13 protein-coding genes and 1 tRNA gene are annotated in these 17,735 nt (G+C 54.0%); 13 read left to right on the forward strand and 1 reads right to left on the reverse strand.

What is annotated here, in order from left to right:
- The 11 genes from WC515_05075 (at nucleotide 1) to WC515_05125 (ending at nucleotide 12,411) form a co-directional block, all read left to right on the forward strand.
- A tRNA-Ser gene (locus tag WC515_05075) sits at nucleotides 1-91 on the forward strand.
- Nucleotides 92-169: 78 nt separating this feature from the next.
- Nucleotides 170-1,303, forward strand: coding sequence for a choloylglycine hydrolase family protein (locus WC515_05080; protein MFA5146724.1), 1,134 nt, complete (start codon nucleotides 170-172; stop codon nucleotides 1,301-1,303).
- 54 nt (nucleotides 1,304-1,357) lie between these two features.
- Complete coding sequence (locus tag WC515_05085) at nucleotides 1,358-2,395, forward strand: M42 family metallopeptidase (GenBank protein MFA5146725.1); 1,038 nt, start codon at nucleotides 1,358-1,360, stop codon at nucleotides 2,393-2,395.
- A gap of 65 nt (nucleotides 2,396-2,460) precedes the next feature.
- Nucleotides 2,461-2,757, forward strand: coding sequence for a DUF134 domain-containing protein (locus tag WC515_05090; protein MFA5146726.1), 297 nt, complete (start codon nucleotides 2,461-2,463; stop codon nucleotides 2,755-2,757).
- Entirely contained in the window at nucleotides 2,758-3,357 is a 600-nt protein-coding gene (locus WC515_05095; protein ID MFA5146727.1) for a class I SAM-dependent methyltransferase, read from the forward strand. It begins immediately after the preceding gene.
- Nucleotides 3,354-3,719, forward strand: a complete 366-nt coding sequence (locus WC515_05100; GenBank protein ID MFA5146728.1) for a NifB/NifX family molybdenum-iron cluster-binding protein — start codon at nucleotides 3,354-3,356, stop codon at nucleotides 3,717-3,719. Before WC515_05095 ends, WC515_05100 begins: the two co-directional genes overlap by 4 nt.
- A 37-nt stretch (nucleotides 3,720-3,756) precedes the next feature.
- Nucleotides 3,757-4,824, forward strand: a complete 1,068-nt coding sequence (locus WC515_05105; GenBank protein MFA5146729.1) for a hypothetical protein — start codon at nucleotides 3,757-3,759, stop codon at nucleotides 4,822-4,824.
- A 316-nt stretch (nucleotides 4,825-5,140) separates the two neighbouring features.
- Entirely contained in the window at nucleotides 5,141-9,217 is a 4,077-nt protein-coding gene (locus tag WC515_05110; GenBank protein ID MFA5146730.1) for a 4-alpha-glucanotransferase, read from the forward strand.
- A 61-nt stretch (nucleotides 9,218-9,278) separates the two neighbouring features.
- Nucleotides 9,279-9,824 (forward strand): flavin reductase family protein, encoded by a 546-nt coding sequence (locus tag WC515_05115; GenBank protein ID MFA5146731.1) that lies wholly within the window; start codon nucleotides 9,279-9,281, stop codon nucleotides 9,822-9,824.
- 120 nt (nucleotides 9,825-9,944) lie between these two features.
- Complete coding sequence (locus WC515_05120) at nucleotides 9,945-10,499, forward strand: hypothetical protein (GenBank protein ID MFA5146732.1); 555 nt, start codon at nucleotides 9,945-9,947, stop codon at nucleotides 10,497-10,499.
- A gap of 13 nt (nucleotides 10,500-10,512) precedes the next feature.
- Complete coding sequence (locus WC515_05125; GenBank protein ID MFA5146733.1) at nucleotides 10,513-12,411, forward strand: ABC-F family ATP-binding cassette domain-containing protein; 1,899 nt, start codon at nucleotides 10,513-10,515, stop codon at nucleotides 12,409-12,411.
- A gap of 8 nt (nucleotides 12,412-12,419) precedes the next feature.
- Here the strand turns inward: WC515_05125 and WC515_05130 are convergent, their stop codons facing one another.
- Entirely contained in the window at nucleotides 12,420-15,662 is a 3,243-nt protein-coding gene (locus WC515_05130; GenBank protein MFA5146734.1) for a hypothetical protein, read from the reverse strand.
- A gap of 119 nt (nucleotides 15,663-15,781) precedes the next feature.
- On the opposite strand from WC515_05130, the gene WC515_05135 reads away from it, so the two are divergent.
- The gene (locus WC515_05135; GenBank protein MFA5146735.1) at nucleotides 15,782-16,009 is read left to right on the forward strand and encodes a hypothetical protein; all 228 of its coding nucleotides are present in this window, start codon (nucleotides 15,782-15,784) and stop codon (nucleotides 16,007-16,009) included.
- Between the two features lie 76 nt (nucleotides 16,010-16,085).
- Nucleotides 16,086-17,732, forward strand: a complete 1,647-nt coding sequence (locus WC515_05140; protein ID MFA5146736.1) for a metalloregulator ArsR/SmtB family transcription factor — start codon at nucleotides 16,086-16,088, stop codon at nucleotides 17,730-17,732.
- Nucleotides 17,733-17,735: the final 3 nt, after the last annotated feature.

Consider the following 17,735-nt stretch of genomic DNA (forward strand, 5'->3'; position numbering starts at 1 on the left):
GGAAAGGTGCCGGAGCGGTTGAACGGGCACGCCTGGAGAGCGTGTGACCGCCAAAAGCGGTCCCAGGGTTCGAATCCCTGCCTTTCCGCCATATTAAGCGGCGAATCCAAGGTGTGTTATATGGCATCGGTAGGGGATTCGAAGCCAATTTTGGTAAGGAGCGGTCTCTATGGCAAGAATATTCAGAATAATATCTCTCTTTACGGTGCTCTTCCTTGCGCCGGCGTCTCTCCTCGAGGCCTGCACCAGTATCAGGGTGAAGACGGCTGACGGATACGTCTTTTATGCGCGGACCATGGAGGGCGAGGTATCGTTCAGGTCCAACGTCTGTATCATACCTAAAGGGACCGCCTACCAGGGAACGCTCCCGGACGGCTCCCAGAATGGCCTTCTATGGACGGCCAAGTACGGGATCGTCGGGATGAACACATTTGGCCTGCCCGTGATAAGCGACGGCATGAACGAGGCGGGCCTGGCCGCAGGGAACCTGCTCTTTCCCGGGTTTGTCCAATACCAGGCGTTCGACCCGGCGAAGTCGGCAGAGACGATAGCGCAGTATGAAGTCGTGACATGGATATTGTCGAACTTCGCCACGGTCGATGAGGTGAAGGAAGCGGTAAAGGACATCCGTATATGCTCCGGGCCCGAGGCTAAGACCGGCACGCTGGAACTCCATTATGCGGTGCATGACGCCGCCGGCGGATCCATAGTTATAGAGCATGTGAAGGGCGAGCTCAGGGTGTATGATAATCCGCTGGGCGTCATGACCAACTCCCCGCCGTTCGATTGGCACATGATAAATTTAAGGAACTATGTCAATATCTCAGCGACGAACGTGCGCCCGTTCACGATCGCCGGGCTGAAGGAATCGGGGCTCGGACAGGGGACCGGCATGCTGGGCCTGCCCGGGGACTACACGCCGCCCTCCCGCTTCGTCCGTATGGTCGCGCTCGTCCATTCGGCCCTGCCGGTTGACGGCCCCGACGCCGGGTTGAACCAGGCGATGACGATAATCAACAACGTCGATATCCCCGTCGGCTCCGTCCGCGACCCGGGCGGTAAAGAAGTCGCCTACGACCGTACCCAGTGGGTGGTAGTCTCTGACCTGGGCAGGAAGAGGTTCTATTTTCATACGTATGCCAATAAGGACTGGCGGATGGTGGACCTTGCGGCAGCGCTCGCTAAGGCCAAAGGCATCATGACGATACAGTTGGAGGTGCCGCCCAAATACTCGGACGTGACATCCGATGCCAGGGATTATGGCGCTATCCCGCCGGATTATTTCCCGGCAGGCAAGCCTTAACGTTATCCGCGGGGCCGGCGGACCCACATAACGGCTGAACAGGAGAAATGCATTATGGACCAATTATTGAAGACGATAATCGAAGCCGCGGGTATATCCGGTTATGAGAAAGAGATCGCGGACATCATGTACAAAGAGCTTAAGAAGTCGTGCGATGAGGTGAAGCTGGATAACTTCGGCAACGTCATCGCCAAGAAGGGGAAAGGCAGGAAGAAGATCATGATCGCCGCGCACATGGACGAGATCGGCCTCATGGTGAAGCATATAACGAAGGAGGGGTATCTCCACTTCATCAAAGTCGGCGGCATCGATGACAGGGTCCTCCCGGCCCAGAGGGTCGTGATAAAGTCAAAAAAAGGCGATCGTCTCGGTATCATAGGGACGAAGCCGCCCCATCTGCTCAAGGAAGAAGAGAAGAAGAGCGCGATGAAATACGAAGAGATGTTCATAGATATCGGCTGTAAGAGCAGGGAAGAGGCAAAGAAGACGGTCGAGGTGGGCGACATCGCGGTCTTCGAGCCGAATTCCGGCGTCCTGAACGGCAAACTCTATTACGGGAAGGCGATAGACGACAGGATCGGATGCTATGCGCTCATCAAGATAATGGAGAAGCTAAAGGTGGATGCCGAGATATATGCGGTGGCCACCGGCCAGGAAGAGGTAGGTTTGAAGGGCGCGCGCACCGCTGCATTCAACGTGAGCCCGGACTACGCCATCGTCATAGATACGACCATGACCGGCGATACGCCCCAGATAACCGAGCGCGAATCTTCGATGAAACTGGGCGAAGGCGTCGCGATCACGATCATAGAAGCGTCGGGGAGAGGCGTGATAGTCAACGAAAAGATGAAAGACCTCCTGACGGATACAGCCGGGAAGAATAAGATCAAGTACCAGGTCGGTATCACCGAAGGCGGCATGACAGACGGCGCGATCATCTACATGAACAAAGAAGGGGTGCCGACGGGCGTATTGAGCATACCCACGCGTTATATCCATTCACCTACAGGCGTCTTCAATATCGATGATGTGGACGCCGCCGCAAAGTTGGCCATAAAGGCGATAGAACGCCTGGCCGGGTCCCCCTCGTGATCTACTTGACAAATCTTCGGTCGTAGTGTATTATTGGCATATGCCAATAATAGAGGATATCAGCCATGCCAAGACCGTGCAGGTGCAGGCGTATACGTTGTAAGCCGGATGCCGATTATTTTAAACCTCGGGGCATCCCATTGGATGCGCTGGAAGAGGTGAATCTCACTCTTGATGAATTGGAGGCGATGAGACTTGCCGATCTCGCGGGGTTATATCAGGAGGATGCCGCCAGGAAGATGAACATATCCAGGCAGACGTTCGGCAATATTATCAATTCTGCGCATAAAAAAATCGCCGATGTCTTGCTTAACGCCAAGGCGCTGAAAATAGAAGGCGGGATCGTTGAAAGGGTGGGTTGAATGGATCCTGTGATAAAGCAAGACCGTGATAGATTAAGATCATTCAAGAAATACGGTTATGATATACCAAAGGCCAGGAGTTACGTTATTGCGAAAGCCGGGCTTAACAAATGCGGCAGCATGCTAGAGGTCGGCACAGGCCGCGGTCATATGGCGGTGGCATTAGCACAAAAGGGTTTTAAGCTCATTTCCATTGACCTGGATAGAAAGGCCAGTGAAGCCGCAAAGATACATCTCAAAGCGATCAAGCGCGGCAAATCCGTGATCCTGAAGATAATGGATGCAGAAAGGCTGCGATATGACGATAATCATTTCGACCAGGTGATCTCCGTTAATTTTATTCATCATGCCAGGGACCCTATAAAGTGTATAAAAGAGATGATAAGGGTTACCCGGAAGAGACTTGTCATAGCCGATATAAATAAGAGAGGAGAGCGGATCATGGAGAAGGTGCACAGATCGGACGGCCATAGCCATGCGCCCTCCAAAATATCACAGGAAGGAACGGAGGCATTATTGAAGAACGCGGGTATGAAAGTTGTTGTTCACAGAGATATCTGCCAGACCGTTTTAGTAGCTACGAAAGGAGTGTCAAGATGAGAATTTGTGTACCGACAGAGGATAAAGAGGGGCTGGATGGCAAAGTTCACGGCCATTTCGGAAGCGCTAAATATTTTACCATTTACGATACCGAGAAGAAGACGCTGAACGTTATCGATAATACGAATGCTCACCATTCTCACGGCACATGCCATCCCATCGGAGTTTTGGGGACCGCTTCGATAGATGCGGTCGTCTGCCAGGGGATGGGCGCGAGGGCCGTCCAGAAGCTGAATGAATCCAATATCAAGGCATATCAGGCGTCCGGAGATACGGTGGCTGATGTAGTCAAAAAATACGAGCGCAAGGAATTGGCGGAGATAACCCCCCAGAACGCCTGCGCGCAGCATGGTTGTCATTGACCGATCGAACCGGCCCTTCCCACCGAAAGGCGTCATCGTGGCAAAGAAAAGACCAGAGATACAACCCGGAACCATCAGAATAACGGCCTCCCGCCTGAAGGTCTGCGAAAGGACGAAGACGTCTTGGAAGAGGTCTTCAAGGATCTTTCCCGAAGCAATGCTTGTGATAAAATTATTCAGGAAAAACAAGCGGTTCCCTTATCTTGTAGACAAAAATGATCCGCGGTTCCTTAAAGGCCAGCTGGCGCCTGACGGGATGTGCCGGGGTGCCAGGATCGACATACTGCCGAACGGTAAAAAATTGAGCAAGGCATTTTCGCTTTTTGCGCCCAATTTGATGATACACGATGAGAATACGCAGCACCATTGGGATGTGATATATAAAAATCCCGGCGGCACCTATTCCTACCTTTACACCCGGGGGAAGGTGGAAAGGTTCAGGAAGAAAAAATACCACATCGTCAAAGAGTTCGAAAAATATTACCCGATGATCAAAGCCAACGCGTATGAAGCGTTATATGACGAAGACGACCATTTTGCCGTGCCGATGTATACGCTTTTAAAGACATATATGAGGGTGGGCAACCAGATATATTACGCCTTGCGGCGCCACAAGGGGTTGACGACCATGAAGAAAAGCGACATCGAGATCAAGGGCGCGAAGGTCTCTTTTAATTACATAGGAAAGGGCGGCGTGCCGACAAGCATCACGGAGACGTTCCCGAGGACTTATATAGACCGCCTTAAAGGTCTTTTGAGGCGTACCGGTAAGTCATCGTTTGTATTTGTCAACGGTAATACGGGGCGTCCCATAAATGAAGAGCATTTCAGGACGGCATTTAAGAGATATTGCGGCCGGGAATTCTATCCCCATATAGTAAGGAGTTTTTACGCTACCAACAGGGTAAAAAAATTCCTGGCCAGACGCAAGGCGGTCAAGAAAGAGGATGTGCACGATCTATTCTATTCCATCGCCGAAAAATTGGGCCATAAGCGTTTCATCAAAAAGGACCGCTCCTGGAGAGAGGACTACAGGGTGACGATAAATCACTATGTCCAGCCGGAGGTCCTGGAAAAGGTGAGGCGCGCTTCGAAGGTGATATAAGATTGAGGTGCTTATGAAAGGGTCCTATACCTGTCTTCGGGGGATCTTCGGACCAGCTCAGGATCGTCGTCATTTCTGATAAAAAGACCTTTTTTGGAAAACTCCCGCCACAGATCGGATATTTCGGTCATCACTCCGGTAATCTCCTTGACCGATCTCCTCCCGGAGACAGGACCGCCGAGATAACCGTCCCGAAACCTTATCTGTTAGATAGAAAAAAGACGGCTATCTTTATATTGCTTTAACAAGGTTATATGATATAATCTTCTCCGTTATGTCTATATATAAAAATGGCCATAGCGTCTTATTTAAGGCTATGGCTTCAGCTATCGTCTTCCTCTTTTTGATCAGCGACCTCTCCTGGGCCGTTCCGAATGCCCTCTCGCCGCTCGTCGGCAATCCCGATACTTATGCCGGTTTGGAGCAGGAGATGCAGAGAAGGTATGACCTGCATAATGATAAGTCGATAGACCCGTTCATCAGATCTCATATCGACAGCATATACTCACTCACAGGAACTATCGACCCGGATCATGACTTCGCGGCAGAGAGGAAAGCCGCCAGAAGAGCTCTAGAGGAAGCCCTGGCGAAGAGCGGCGCCGAAGATCTGCTGGATAGGTTAGAGAGCAAGATAAAAGTATTTAATAAAGCGACGGGCAAAATAGAGACCGGGGCCCGGATCCAGCTTCTTCTCCTGAAGAACGGTGAAAGGTTCCCCGTCTTCGAAGGGGAAGAGGCGAGGGGACATGCCTCAAATAAATATCTGACCGTATTCGTAAGAGAAGGCGAACTATCGGACATCCCGTCCATAGTAGGCAGGATATTCCACGAGATAAGGGCGAGATCCCACAGGCCCGACCAGGAGCTGAGAGAGTTTGAAAGGATCAACCGGGATATAGAGCTGGAAGTAAAGAAGAACGGGTTGATCTCAGACCCCGTGCTAAGGAAAGAATTTGCACGCCTCGACTTCCCCGAAGACATCGATATCATCCACAGAGATTATATGACGGCCGGCGGAGATGAGAGCAGGAAGATCGCCGGCCCATCCCGGCAAGTGCGGGATCCGGCCCTGTTGATCCGGCATCCTTCACTGGTCCGCCCCGGAGAGAAGATAACTATCCGGGTGACGGATCCCGGCCCATCATCCGAAGTACCGGTCTTACATGCCATGCTGGACGGTTGGACCGCCATTTTGAGTAAAGAAGTGCTGGGGGACCTCTCTCCGGAACAGGTAGAGAAGGCGTCCTGGAACAGAGACGGCAGCGTGGATATCCCGCTTATACGCGCGGCGGATGGTTCAGGCTATGAAATCTCGTTACGCGCTCCTCTGTCCGGCAGGATCGATTTTGTCATTTTACGGGACGGTAAGGGCATTTCGGGACACGATCACGCCATCCATGTAACTTCCGCCCCGGCGGTCCAGGCCTTTTCGACGACCGCAGAGGCCCTGGATTGGCTTGAGAAGTACGCGGGAGATGCCGTTACGGATGTCATCAGGCCTTATATGGGAGGACGCAATTCGGAACTCTTGCGGCCGGCCAGGGATGTGGCGCGCTGGATGAGGACCAGCAATTATATGGGCCTGTCATATCCTGCCATGGTCAGCTGGAGGAACGGGCCTGATTCTACAACGGCGTGCGGCCTCCTGATCAGCGAAACGGTCCAGAACGCATATTCTGCATTTTCCGGAGAGAGCGGGCTGGTGTATCACAGCACCAATATCAAAAGCGCCCTTTCTATCATCCGGCATGGTTTTTACGGCATCCCAGGCATGTCGACTTTTGATATCGATCCCCGGGGCAATGTATTTCCTTCCGGTGTAGGCGTGAAGCTCGCAATGCGGGTGCCGGACCGGCGCCTTGCCTTCAGCGTATCCAGGGAATGGCTGCATCCCCGCTTTACGACCGAAGGGACCGGGGCAAGACTTCCGGAAGAGCTGCGGGTCTCATGGTTCAGCCAACCTACCGCGGAAAACAGCATGGAGCGGCAGATGGAGGTGGCAGAGCGGTCAGGGTTTTTAACGCATATCCCCGTCACTATCGATGTCGAAGAGACACTGCGCATTAACGCAATACAGGTGAAACAGAAAAAATTGGATCGGGCCGATTACGCATCGCTGGTCAAGACCCTGAAGCCCGGGACGGCAGCTGCCCTTGCCGGCAGGGCGCCCGCAGCCGGATGGTGGTCGGAAAAGGTACGGGGCGGCATACTTTGCCCGCTCTTCTCAGGCAGGCGGCAGGGTGACCAGGGGATAGGCGACCTGAAATGGCTTGACGACTTTATCGATTTTATGGCAAACCAGAACGCCGATATGCTGGTGCTGCTCCCGACAACGCAGATAAACCCGGGCGAATCATGCCCGTATGTCAGCATAAGCCTATTTGCCAATAATGCCATAGGCTACCTGCCTCTCGATGAAATGATACCTGCCCGGAAGCTTAAGGGTTATATCAAGGCGTTCCTGGAAGAGAACAGGGAATTCACCAGGGAGAGGATAGATTCCGCGCGATCCGCGGATAAGATAGATTACGCGCTCGTCATGCCGCTTAAGGAATATTGCCTGCGCCGGGAGTTCGAAGAGATATATCCGGGCATCGCCCGGGGAGACGACCGGGGATTCAACGCTTACGCAGAGGAGAATAGGGACTGGCTGGAAAATTATGCGATCTTCCATTCATTATTGAAACATAACGGCGGGAAGCCGTGGTGGGAATGGGATAGTAAATATAAGGATAGGGATGCCGAAACACTTAAGACATATGTCCGGAAGAACAGGAAAGAGGTGCTCTTCTACCAGTATCTCCAGTGGCTCTATTACTCGCGCTGGCAGAAGTCCCGTGCGCATGCCCGCGAAAAGGGGAAGTTTATCATAGGCGATGTGCCGATATATCCTGCGCCTAACAGCGCGGACCTGTGGGCTAACCAGGATATCTTCGATATGACCAAGAACGCGGGCGCGCCTCCCGAGCCGATAGGCCCCGAGGGACAGAACTGGGGGACGCACCCGTATAGATGGGATGAACAATATGACAGGGTGCTGAAATTCTGGGAAGTGCGCATCAGGTATATGGCGCAATTCTATGACGGCCTGAGAGTGGACCACCTGCTCGGCCTCTGTTCGGAATGGCTTATCGACATCGGCCGGCACGCCACCACGGGCCAATTTTATCCCGCCTCTCCGGAGGAAGGCGCTGCCAGGGGTGAAAAGATCCTGCGTCACCTGGCAAGAGCGGCCGAAGAGGAGAATACGCTCCTCATCGGAGAGGATATAGGCGACCGGCCCGAGATCATAAGAGATATGCTCGACGGCCTCTCACTGGAGCTGTCGAACCTGTATCTGTATAATCCCGTCGGCTGGCGGCAGAAACATATGGCAGCCCGCCCCCATGTCATGGTCGTGGAGGCGACGCACGATACGGAGGGTACGTTCGCGGAGCGCTATTCCGAATTCAGCGATACGGACCGCGCCCAGGTAAGCGACTTTTTGAATGCGCATGGTGTCCGGGCCATTTCCGAAACCCCGGACGGTATCCAGGAACAGGTCCTCGAGGCGATGAGGGAGGAAGGATTTTATTGCTTTACGCTGCAGACATTATTGGGTAAAAGGGATGCGCGGGTAAATAAGCCGGGCACCGTGGGGCCGCATAATTGGACATGGCGCTCGCCGGAAGTGGAGTCGCTTTTAAAGTTAAAGGACCTCGGTTATTTTTCTGAGGCACAGAAGAGAGGAGATAAGCCGGCCACGCCCGGGACGGCCACCGGCGCCGTTATGGTGCCGGGAGAGTTCACCCCTGATATCAGGAACGCCTTGACCATGCGGGATACAGTGATCCCGGAACGGGAGAAGGCAGACCACGGCACCTACTACACCGTGCGCTATAATAAGACGAAGATACCCCAGGGTTCTCCTGCCGAAGCGCTGCTCAAGGTATATGTCGAAGAGTTCTTATCCATAGCCATGCCCGGCGAGGACAGGTTTAAGTTGATAGGTTCGGATAGAGAGGACCTGGGCATCATATGGGTGGAATGCTATAAAGATCCGGGAAGAGACCGTAAGATAGGGGAAGGCCACGTGGATATCGGTGAAGATATAGACGGCAGGGTATTGAGGATACCCGGCATGATGAATATGGCCATCGTCGCTTCCCACATACCCATAGGCACATCTCCCGACGAGATCATGAGCGAATACGACGATATCCTCTCGTTCATCAGGATGCAGTACAGGGAGATGACGGGAGGTACTCTTACGGACGATAAAATACTGGAGTGGATATCGAAAGATCCGGGTAAGGGCCTCAGTATAACGTTACCGCACGCAGGGCATATACCCACGGAAGAGCGTCAGGAATATTACGAACGCGTCACCGTCCAATTACAACAGGCCGCGTAACACTCCAGGGCATATATGGCCCTCGTGACGCCGGCGGCCTGTATAACGAAGGAGAACACCCATGAGGCGACCGATACCTTTAAAACTCGCATACCGGCTGATAGGACCGGGTCCCGTGATCCTGGTGAGCTCGCTCTTCAATAAGAGGCCTGCCATCACGCCGATCGCCTGGCATATGCCCGTATCGGATGACCCGCCCATCATCGCCCTTGAGATATGGGAGGGCCATTTCCTGTACAAGGCGATACTCCAGACGGGTGATTTCGTCATAAATATACCCTCGAGCAGGATGGCCGGGACCGTATGCAAGCTCGGCAGTATCTCCGGATCCAGGGCGGATAAGTTCAAAAAGTTCCGCCTGGTGAAAGAGGCGTCAAATGAAGTGAAGTCCCCCAGGCTGGCATCTGCTATAGGCATCATAGAATGCAGGCTGCGAAGGGAAAAGCGTCTCCTCGATAAGTATAATGTAGTGCTCGGCGACGCGGTCTACGCGGAGGCAGAGAAGGGGGCCTTTTCCGACAGGTGGCTTCCGGAAAAGGCAGGGCCGCGTATCATGCACCATCTCGGCGGTAAGATATTCTATGAGCCGGCCCGCCGCGCATTCTGAAGCCGTCCCGGAAGCGCCCCCTCCCGATACAGGTCCCCGCCGTCGGCATTTAACACATTGACATCCTTATGCCGCGGCGGTATCATCTATCAACGGATCAAACTTAAAAAAGGAGGATATATGGTCAGGACTTTCGTAGCCGTAGCAGCAACGTTATCCGCGTTATTTTATGCCGTGTCACCGGCGATGGGGGCCCCGGCGGATTTCCAGGATTTTCTGGACGGCAACCCGTCGGTGAAGGTCTATGTCGAGATCAAAAATTCCTCGGGCGACGAGAAGGTCGATGCGAATATGCTGAAGAAGCTCCTCGAGGAGGCGTTCGCCGCGCGGAAATCGCATAGTTTCACAGCGGTCCCTACGGCAGGCGAGGCCGATCTCATCCTTAGAGGAGATATCACGGAATATGTATGGATGGAGAGCGACCCGGTCGACCAGGTATGGGGGCTGGATTCGGCCGCGATAGATGCGGCTATCGTCGAGAACTATGCCCGCATATATGTGAAGTCAGAGCTCGTCTCGGTCAAAAATAACAAGGTCCTATGGAGCGACAAGGTGATGGGTACGATGACCCAGAAGGTGATGCCGAAGGAGACGAGTTACGATATACTATATCCGAGGTTTGTGAAATCGATCATGACCGAACTCTTCAAGAAGCGTACCACAGGCAGATTGTAAACCCTCCGGGACGATGATAGCGGTAAAGAACATATCCAAACGATACGGCACCCGGGTGCTCTTCTCGGACGTCAGTTTTGATGTCCTGGCCGGTGAAAAGATAGGCCTCGTCGGCCGCAATGGACACGGCAAGACCACACTCTTCAGGATCATAACCGGAGAGGAAGGGGCTGACCGCGGCAAGGTCTTCATGCCCAATAATTACTCCATAGGGTATCTCGGGCAGCACCTCGAATTCACCAAACCTACCGTACGGGAAGAAGGCTGCATTGGGTTGGGCCCGGAAGATACAGGCGCCGAATGGAAGGTGGAGAAGATACTCTCCGGGCTCGGTTTCAGCGAGGAGGACTTTGACCGGAACCCTTCGGAATTTTCCGGCGGGTTCCAGATGCGTATCGCTCTTGCCAAGGTCCTCGTCTCCGGCCCGAACATGCTCCTTCTCGATGAGCCCACGAACTTCCTCGATATCGTCTCGATACGGTGGCTTGAGAAGTTCCTGCGGTCGTGGAAAGGCGAACTGATCGTGATAAGCCACGATAGGGACCTTATCGACAGTGTGACGACGCATATCGTGGGCATACACCGCGGTATGGTGAGGAAGATCAAAGGGCCGACCGGGAAATATTACGCCCAGCTCCATGCGGACGAGAGGCTGCACGAGAAGAGGCGCGTACAGGATGAGAAGAAACGCGAGCAGATGATGGAGTATGTGAACACGTTCCGCTCGAAGGCAAGCCACGCCAAAGGGGTGCAATCGACCATCAAGAAGCTCGAGCGGATGGATAAGCTGGAGAAACTCGAAGAGATAGAGACGCTGTCGTTCTCGTTCAATTATGAGCCGTTCCGTGCCGGCCAGATCATGGATGTGAACTACCTCACCTTTTCATATAGCGGCAACGAGCCGTACCTTATAAAGGACCTGAGCTTTACCGTTAACAGGCATGATAAGATCTGTATCGTAGGCAAGAACGGCAAAGGGAAGACGACGTTATTAAAGCTGCTCTCGAGCCGGCTCAAGCCCGTGAGCGGCAGCGTCAAGACGCATATGGCGGCCCTTCCGGCCTATTATGAACAGGCCAATACGGCAGACCTTAACGGCGAGCTTACCGTAGAGGAGGAGATCGCCCAGGGCAGGGCCTTCATCGGCAAATCGCGTGTGCGCGGGATATGCGGCGCAATGATGTTCTCAGGAGACGATGCCGAGAAGAAGATCAAAGTCCTTTCCGGCGGCGAGCGCAGCCGTGTCCTCCTGGGGAAGCTTCTCGTGGCGCCTTCCAATATCCTTTTCCTGGACGAGCCGATGCACCATCTTGACATCGAATCCTGCCAGGCGATGACGGATGCCGTAAAGGATTTCGACGGCGCGGCGCTCGTGGTGGCGCACGACGAACATTTCCTGAACGCGGTGGCGACGAAGCTGATCGTTTTTAAGAACGACAGGGTCTTCCTGTACCCGGGCACTTACCGGGAGTTCCTTGATAGCATCGGGTGGGAAGGGGATGACGATAATAAACCTGCAGTGGAACCGCACCCGCCCGCCCCCGCCGTACCGCAAACGGCCCCTGTGGTCCCGCCGGAGAGCACCCCGGTCAGCGCGGTAAAATCGCGTGACAGCAAAACGGCAAGAAAGGCCCGCGCGGAGTTTAATGCGATGAGATCGAGGGTCCTGAAGCCCCTCGAAACCAGGATCAAGGTCCTGGAGGACGAGATAATCTCTTCGGAGGCGAAGATGGCGTCAGTGAACAGGGAGCTTATGACGGCCCCGGCAAAAGGCGGCCTCGGGGCTATCCGGAGAAGCGAGCTTTCGAGAGAGCTCAAAGGGCTGGCGGAGAAGGTGGATTCCTGTTACGCCCGGCTCGATGCGGCAATGAAAGAGTATGACACCGAGAAGCGGAAATACGGCGAAGGATAAGAGAGGGTTTATCCTGTCCGTTGTGCGGCCGCTGCCAGGTAATCGATATTGGCGCGCTCCAGAGGTATCTCTTTAAGGGTCGCTACGGCAAGGACCTTAAGCACCGTATCTTTGAGACGTTCGTCTGATATGCCCGCGGCCCGCCCTCGCAGGTAAGAGTTGAACGGCGTCTCCGGTGCAGGCACCATCCGGCCATCCTCCCGAGCATCGTACTCCGCCCTCGCCTTGTTTATGAACGAGAACGCGTCTTTCAGGTATCCGGCAGGCGTCCTCTTTACCTCGGCAAATAGACGGTTCCCCCGCTGATATTGTGACAATCTCTTCAGGGCAGGTTTTGCGTCGTACCCGTCATGCCCGGAGTATGACCATATTATTGCCAGGTCATAACCGGCCTTTTCAAAGGTGAACAGATTTTCTATCAGAGGATCGAAGGGGCCTATTTCTTCCATGCCGGTGAGCCGGCCTTCCTGTCCCGTACCCAGCGCCTTCCAGAGCTCTTCGACCGGCAGGTCCATGGGCCATAGAGAGGGGTTATTTATATTATATGACTCGAGGCTTTCCCAGTAGTGCGTCATCAATATATCTATGCCGCCGCTTACGGGCGTCCAGTACATGAGGTCTCTGTACCAGCACCTGAACCCGGCAGATACGGGCACGGACGGGCCCATTGCATCCTTCAGCAGATATAACCCCTCTCCCACAAAATTTACAAGGGCCGGGAAATCCTCTTTAGTAGCCAGGACATTCGCGTTCTCGGGTTCGTTCATTATCTCCACGAGCGCTATGTACCTGTAAAACCGTCTGTCTTCGCTCATTCTCTTCATTATCTTCCAGATCAGCGCGTGGGCCTTGACCTTCACGGCCGGATCGGTCACTATTTCAGGGTGTTCTCCCACGGCATATTTGTGGCCCGGTCCCTCTTTCACAGCGCCGTCACCCAGCATAAAATCATAAAGGGAGATTATGGCCATCACCCTTTTGCCCGTATCCTTTTCGACCTGTTCCAATATATCCAGGAGCGCCAGGAAATCCGCGAAGACATGTTTTTCCAGTCCCGGCATCCTGCCGTCAGCATCTTTGCCGAATATCCTGTCCTCATTCTTTCTCAGGAACCGGGCCAGCTCTTCAACATCCATCCGTGACGCCTCCGACAAAAGCTTTTCAGCCCCCGGCTCAAAGCCGGTTATATCCTTCCCTCCGTAACCCCACCTGAAGACGCCGTCGAGATGGCCCAGCAGGAAGACCCTTGTCAGGTTTAAGTCATTGGAGGCGAAGACCCTGAAGTCTTCCAGGACTTTCTGTCTGGTGATGGCGCTTGAAATACCGAGATGCATGGGGTCGCCGGCTTTCATGCCCACCGCCGGATATACCTGGGGGACCTCAAGGATATCTTTAGAGACATTTATGGCCGGGAACGGATAGTTGATGCCCAAAAGGTATCCCCCGGCGTCTCTGATGATCTTCGTGATCTGCCATCCGTTCTGATCCCTCCTGAACCGTGAGTAATCTATGACGGCGAGCTTCTTTACGGGCCTGTGTTCCCTGGGCCTTATCAGAAAATTGAAGATAGATACTTTTATGTCCCGCGGTTCCGCGTAGACATGCGGCCCCTCAAAATTGATTATGAGCGTCTTTACGCGGGTGGGGTCGAAGCCGCCGGTCGTGATCCCTTTCGGCATCGGGTTTGTAACGGATACATCCAGGTACGCGAGATTAGGCACCCCCTCGGAGAGGCTTATATTCGGGCCAAAGATGAAGTTGCCGTTGATATCCTGAAGCCCTATCCTGGCCCGGTAGGGTTTTTGCCAGTATTCCATAATGTTATTATCGACGGCCGGGCTCATAAGTACCTCGATGTGCAGGTTATCCATATTGACCGGCCCGTTTTCAAGATCCCTTATCAGCTCAACGCGGTAGTATCTGTTCTTCTTCCAGTCAAGGCCTCCCTGTATCCTGAATGCGGCGTCAAGCTGGTACAGGTCTTTACCCAGGCCTTTCACGGTTACGCCGCCATCTCCCGTGATGCCGTCTTCCTTTATATCGATATTCGTGTAACCGCCCAGTCCCTGTATGTCCCTCACCCGCCACCCGGTGTCAAAAGGTATCAATATACCGCTTGCCACGCGTATCGGCCCTATGACCACCGGCATCATATACGAAGTAAGGGGGGCGCCGAGCTTAAGGGTGAGGGTGATAGTGCTCTCTCTCAAGAGGTCTTCCATATCGGCATCGAGAGGTATGGACAGGATAGGCACCGCCACGTGTATATTTCCCCCGGTGTCGCACGAATCGAGGGTCCGGGCGAATGTGTCTTCTTTGCCGTTTTTGTATCTCAGGGTCAGGTCCAGGCTCCCGTCCTTATTCCGCAGCTCTTCCGGTATCGATACGGAGAAATTTATGACCGCGTTTTGCGGCTGGCAGGAGAGCGGGCGCATATCCCCTCCGGCCGGAGAGGATCGATCGAATCGAAGCGTTATCAGACCGGGGGACTCTTTTATGACGGAGCTGCCGGGCTCGACCTCCTGCAGGAAGACGTTTTTGACGGTATGGCCGTCCTTCATGAACTGCCATGCGATGGCGCCCGGATCAAGCGCTATACCTTCTATCCTTAAATTGGTGAAGCTGAAGGCCATATTGGAATTTGTCTTCTCGCCCTCCATCATATAATGTTCCACGCAGAATAGCACGGTCTCCTCCGGGGAGAAGACCGCCCCGGACCTCGTCTTCACAGGCCTTTCGGGGACTTTTAGCGAGATCTCATATCTTCCTTCGCCGCCGACGGTTATCCATTCGTTATCTCCGGAATACTCCGCCCATTCCCCGTTCTTCTCGGATTTCAGGCAGACGCGGAGCCTGCTGGGCCTCGTATCATTGGGGCTCATCGACCCCTTTGGTATCCGCACATCCACGTATATGGTCTTGCCCGGCAGGCGTCTTCTCAGGTCTTCATACGGTATGCCGGAATAGTATTTCAGGTTGAGCGCGCCGCCATACCCTATCTTTTTATCTCTTTGGAGCGTCAGAGGAGAGACGGCGCCGGTATGGACAGAATATACGTGTGAGTCGACATGCCCGACGGAGACGGCCGGCCCGTCTCCCGCGTCTTCCCACGCTCCTTTAAGGATGATGTCCTGGTAGCAATCCCTGTCATTGAACGTCCCGTCCGTATCCGCCCGCGAAAAGACGGCGACAATAGAGAGGATAGCGGAGACGACGACCGTATGTACACCCCTGCGTATATTTATAGCCATATTTGAAAGTATACTATTACATCCGCAGGAGGTAAAGCGGTTTTTTAGATCCCGGGTTTGTGGTATAATCATATCGGTATACAGGCGGTAATGCTGTCTAACTATGGATAGGAGGGTATATGAATAAACCCGGCTTGCTCAAAGCTGTGAACACGGCGCTCTTCCTGTCGGCCCTTGTACAGGCGTCCACAGGCCTCGTCTTCCTCCTGCATATAAAGACCCCTTATATAAAGGAGCTCTTCGAGGTCCACGAATATAACGGGGCGCTTCTAGTGCTGCTCATATGCGCCCACATAACGCTCAACTGGGGATGGATAAAGGCGAACTTTACCCGTACCGGTAAATAATTTTTTTAAAAAAAGATTGACAAAAATATCTATATATCGTATTATTGCGATAATACGATTAAGGAGTTTATCTTAGATGACCGATTATACGAAGGAGAGCGGGATCCTCAAGGCATTGGCCCATCCGATAAGGCTGCGTATGGTGGAAGGGCTGCTTGGCAAAGAGTGCAGCGTGAAGAGGATGGTCACCGCCCTGGATATGCCGCAATCCACGGTATCGCAGCATCTCGGCATATTGAGATCCCGCGGCATCGTTACGGTAAGGAAAGAGGGCGTCACTACCTGCTACCGTGTGGTCGATCCGAGGATAAGGGGGCTTATGAAGATAATAGGAAGGGGCGCGGGAAGGGCCGCGGCCGTTCTCATCTTTTTACTCGCGATCTGCGCCTCCGGCACGGTCCAGGCCGCGGAAGAGCCCGGCGCGGCGCCCTTGACGCTTACATTCGATCACTTCTGCCGGAGAGTTCTCGAGCACTATCCGAAGCTTAAGGAGCAGGGGGCATCGGTCGAGGTGGCGATCGCGCAAAAGTTCCGGGCCCTCGCCGGTTATATGCCCCGTATCCAGGCCATGGCGTCGATGACCGCCGGTAATGACCAGGTCTACGTATTCGGCACCCTTCTGCGCCAGAGGGCCTTCGCCCAGTCGGACTTCGCGCTCTCCCAGCTGAACGATCCCGATCCGCGGACCAACTATAATATAGGCCTGCACGGGGAGATGCCGCTATTCGACGCGCTGCAGACGGCGTATAAGGTCAAGTCCGCGAAATATATGGTCATGTCGGCCAGGTACGACGAGTTCTTCTCGAGATCAGAGGCCATACTGATCGCCACGGACGCTTACCTCCATGCCATCGCGACCAGGGACCTCCTGGGCATAGTGGAAGAGGAGTGCAAAAATTCCGCGGAGGATATAAAGCAGGCCGAAGAGTTGAAACAGAAGGGGATGGTGCTGGGGGCGGATTTTTATGCCGCGAAGGTCACCCTGGGGAACCTCAACAGCATAAAGAACGATCTCGAAGGGCAGATGTTGAGGGATTCGGCCCTCCTTAATATACTGATGGGAGATGACCCGCTCGGGCCCGTCATCATATCAGAAAGCCTGCCGGGCGGCAAGGAGACCCGTTCCGCATTGAAAGATTGGCTGGCCGAAGCGGCCAGGTCTCGCCCCGACCTTAAGTCGATAGACGAGGCGATACGCGCCGGGGAGGCGGATCATCTCCGTGAGCGCCTGAGCGCACTGCCGAAGGTAAGCGCTTTCGGGGACCTCAATGAGAATACGCACGATTTCGAGACAGGCGGCGGCAGCTTCGCCGTGGGTCTTAAAGGGAGCATCGATATATTCGAGCCGGACTATTTTGCAAGGGTGAAGTCCGCCAGGGGATCACTGAGGAAAATGGAGCACGAAAGGGGAGTCGTAAAAGACGCCATAACTAAAGAGGTGACCGACGAATACACCCGTTTTGAGTCCTTTAAAGCGAACATTCCCGTCCTCCTGGAGATGAAGAGCGACTCGGGCGAGGCATTGAAGCTTACCCTGCCGTTATATCGCGAGGGCCGGAAGTCGATCGCGGACCTGCTCGGCATGAGGAGGTCATACGTGGAGACGAACCGGCATTATTACGGCCTGGTCGCAGGATCGAGGACCTCCTGGGCGAGCCTGCTCTTCCTGTCGGGACAACTGGACGAGTCGAGGGCTTCGCAGATCGTCAAAGGCGGAGAGTGACAT

The sequence above is a fragment of the Candidatus Omnitrophota bacterium genome (assembly GCA_041650805.1).
Classification (GTDB): Bacteria; Omnitrophota; Gorgyraeia; order 2-01-FULL-45-10; family 2-01-FULL-45-10; genus JBAZKM01.

Coding starts and splice junctions, on each gene's coding strand:
- WC515_05080 (MFA5146724.1), top strand. CDS start 170: ATGGCAAGAATATTCAGAATAATATCTCTCTTTACGGTGCTCTTCCTT.
- WC515_05085 (MFA5146725.1), top strand. CDS start 1,358: ATGGACCAATTATTGAAGACGATAATCGAAGCCGCGGGTATATCCGGT.
- WC515_05090 (MFA5146726.1), top strand. CDS start 2,461: ATGCCAAGACCGTGCAGGTGCAGGCGTATACGTTGTAAGCCGGATGCC.
- WC515_05095 (MFA5146727.1), top strand. CDS start 2,758: ATGGATCCTGTGATAAAGCAAGACCGTGATAGATTAAGATCATTCAAG.
- WC515_05100 (MFA5146728.1), top strand. CDS start 3,354: ATGAGAATTTGTGTACCGACAGAGGATAAAGAGGGGCTGGATGGCAAA.
- WC515_05110 (MFA5146730.1), top strand. CDS start 5,141: ATGGCTTCAGCTATCGTCTTCCTCTTTTTGATCAGCGACCTCTCCTGG.
- WC515_05115 (MFA5146731.1), top strand. CDS start 9,279: ATGAGGCGACCGATACCTTTAAAACTCGCATACCGGCTGATAGGACCG.
- WC515_05120 (MFA5146732.1), top strand. CDS start 9,945: ATGGTCAGGACTTTCGTAGCCGTAGCAGCAACGTTATCCGCGTTATTT.
- WC515_05125 (MFA5146733.1), top strand. CDS start 10,513: ATGATAGCGGTAAAGAACATATCCAAACGATACGGCACCCGGGTGCTC.
- WC515_05130 (MFA5146734.1), bottom strand. CDS start 15,662: ATGGCTATAAATATACGCAGGGGTGTACATACGGTCGTCGTCTCCGCT.
- WC515_05135 (MFA5146735.1), top strand. CDS start 15,782: ATGAATAAACCCGGCTTGCTCAAAGCTGTGAACACGGCGCTCTTCCTG.
- WC515_05140 (MFA5146736.1), top strand. CDS start 16,086: ATGACCGATTATACGAAGGAGAGCGGGATCCTCAAGGCATTGGCCCAT.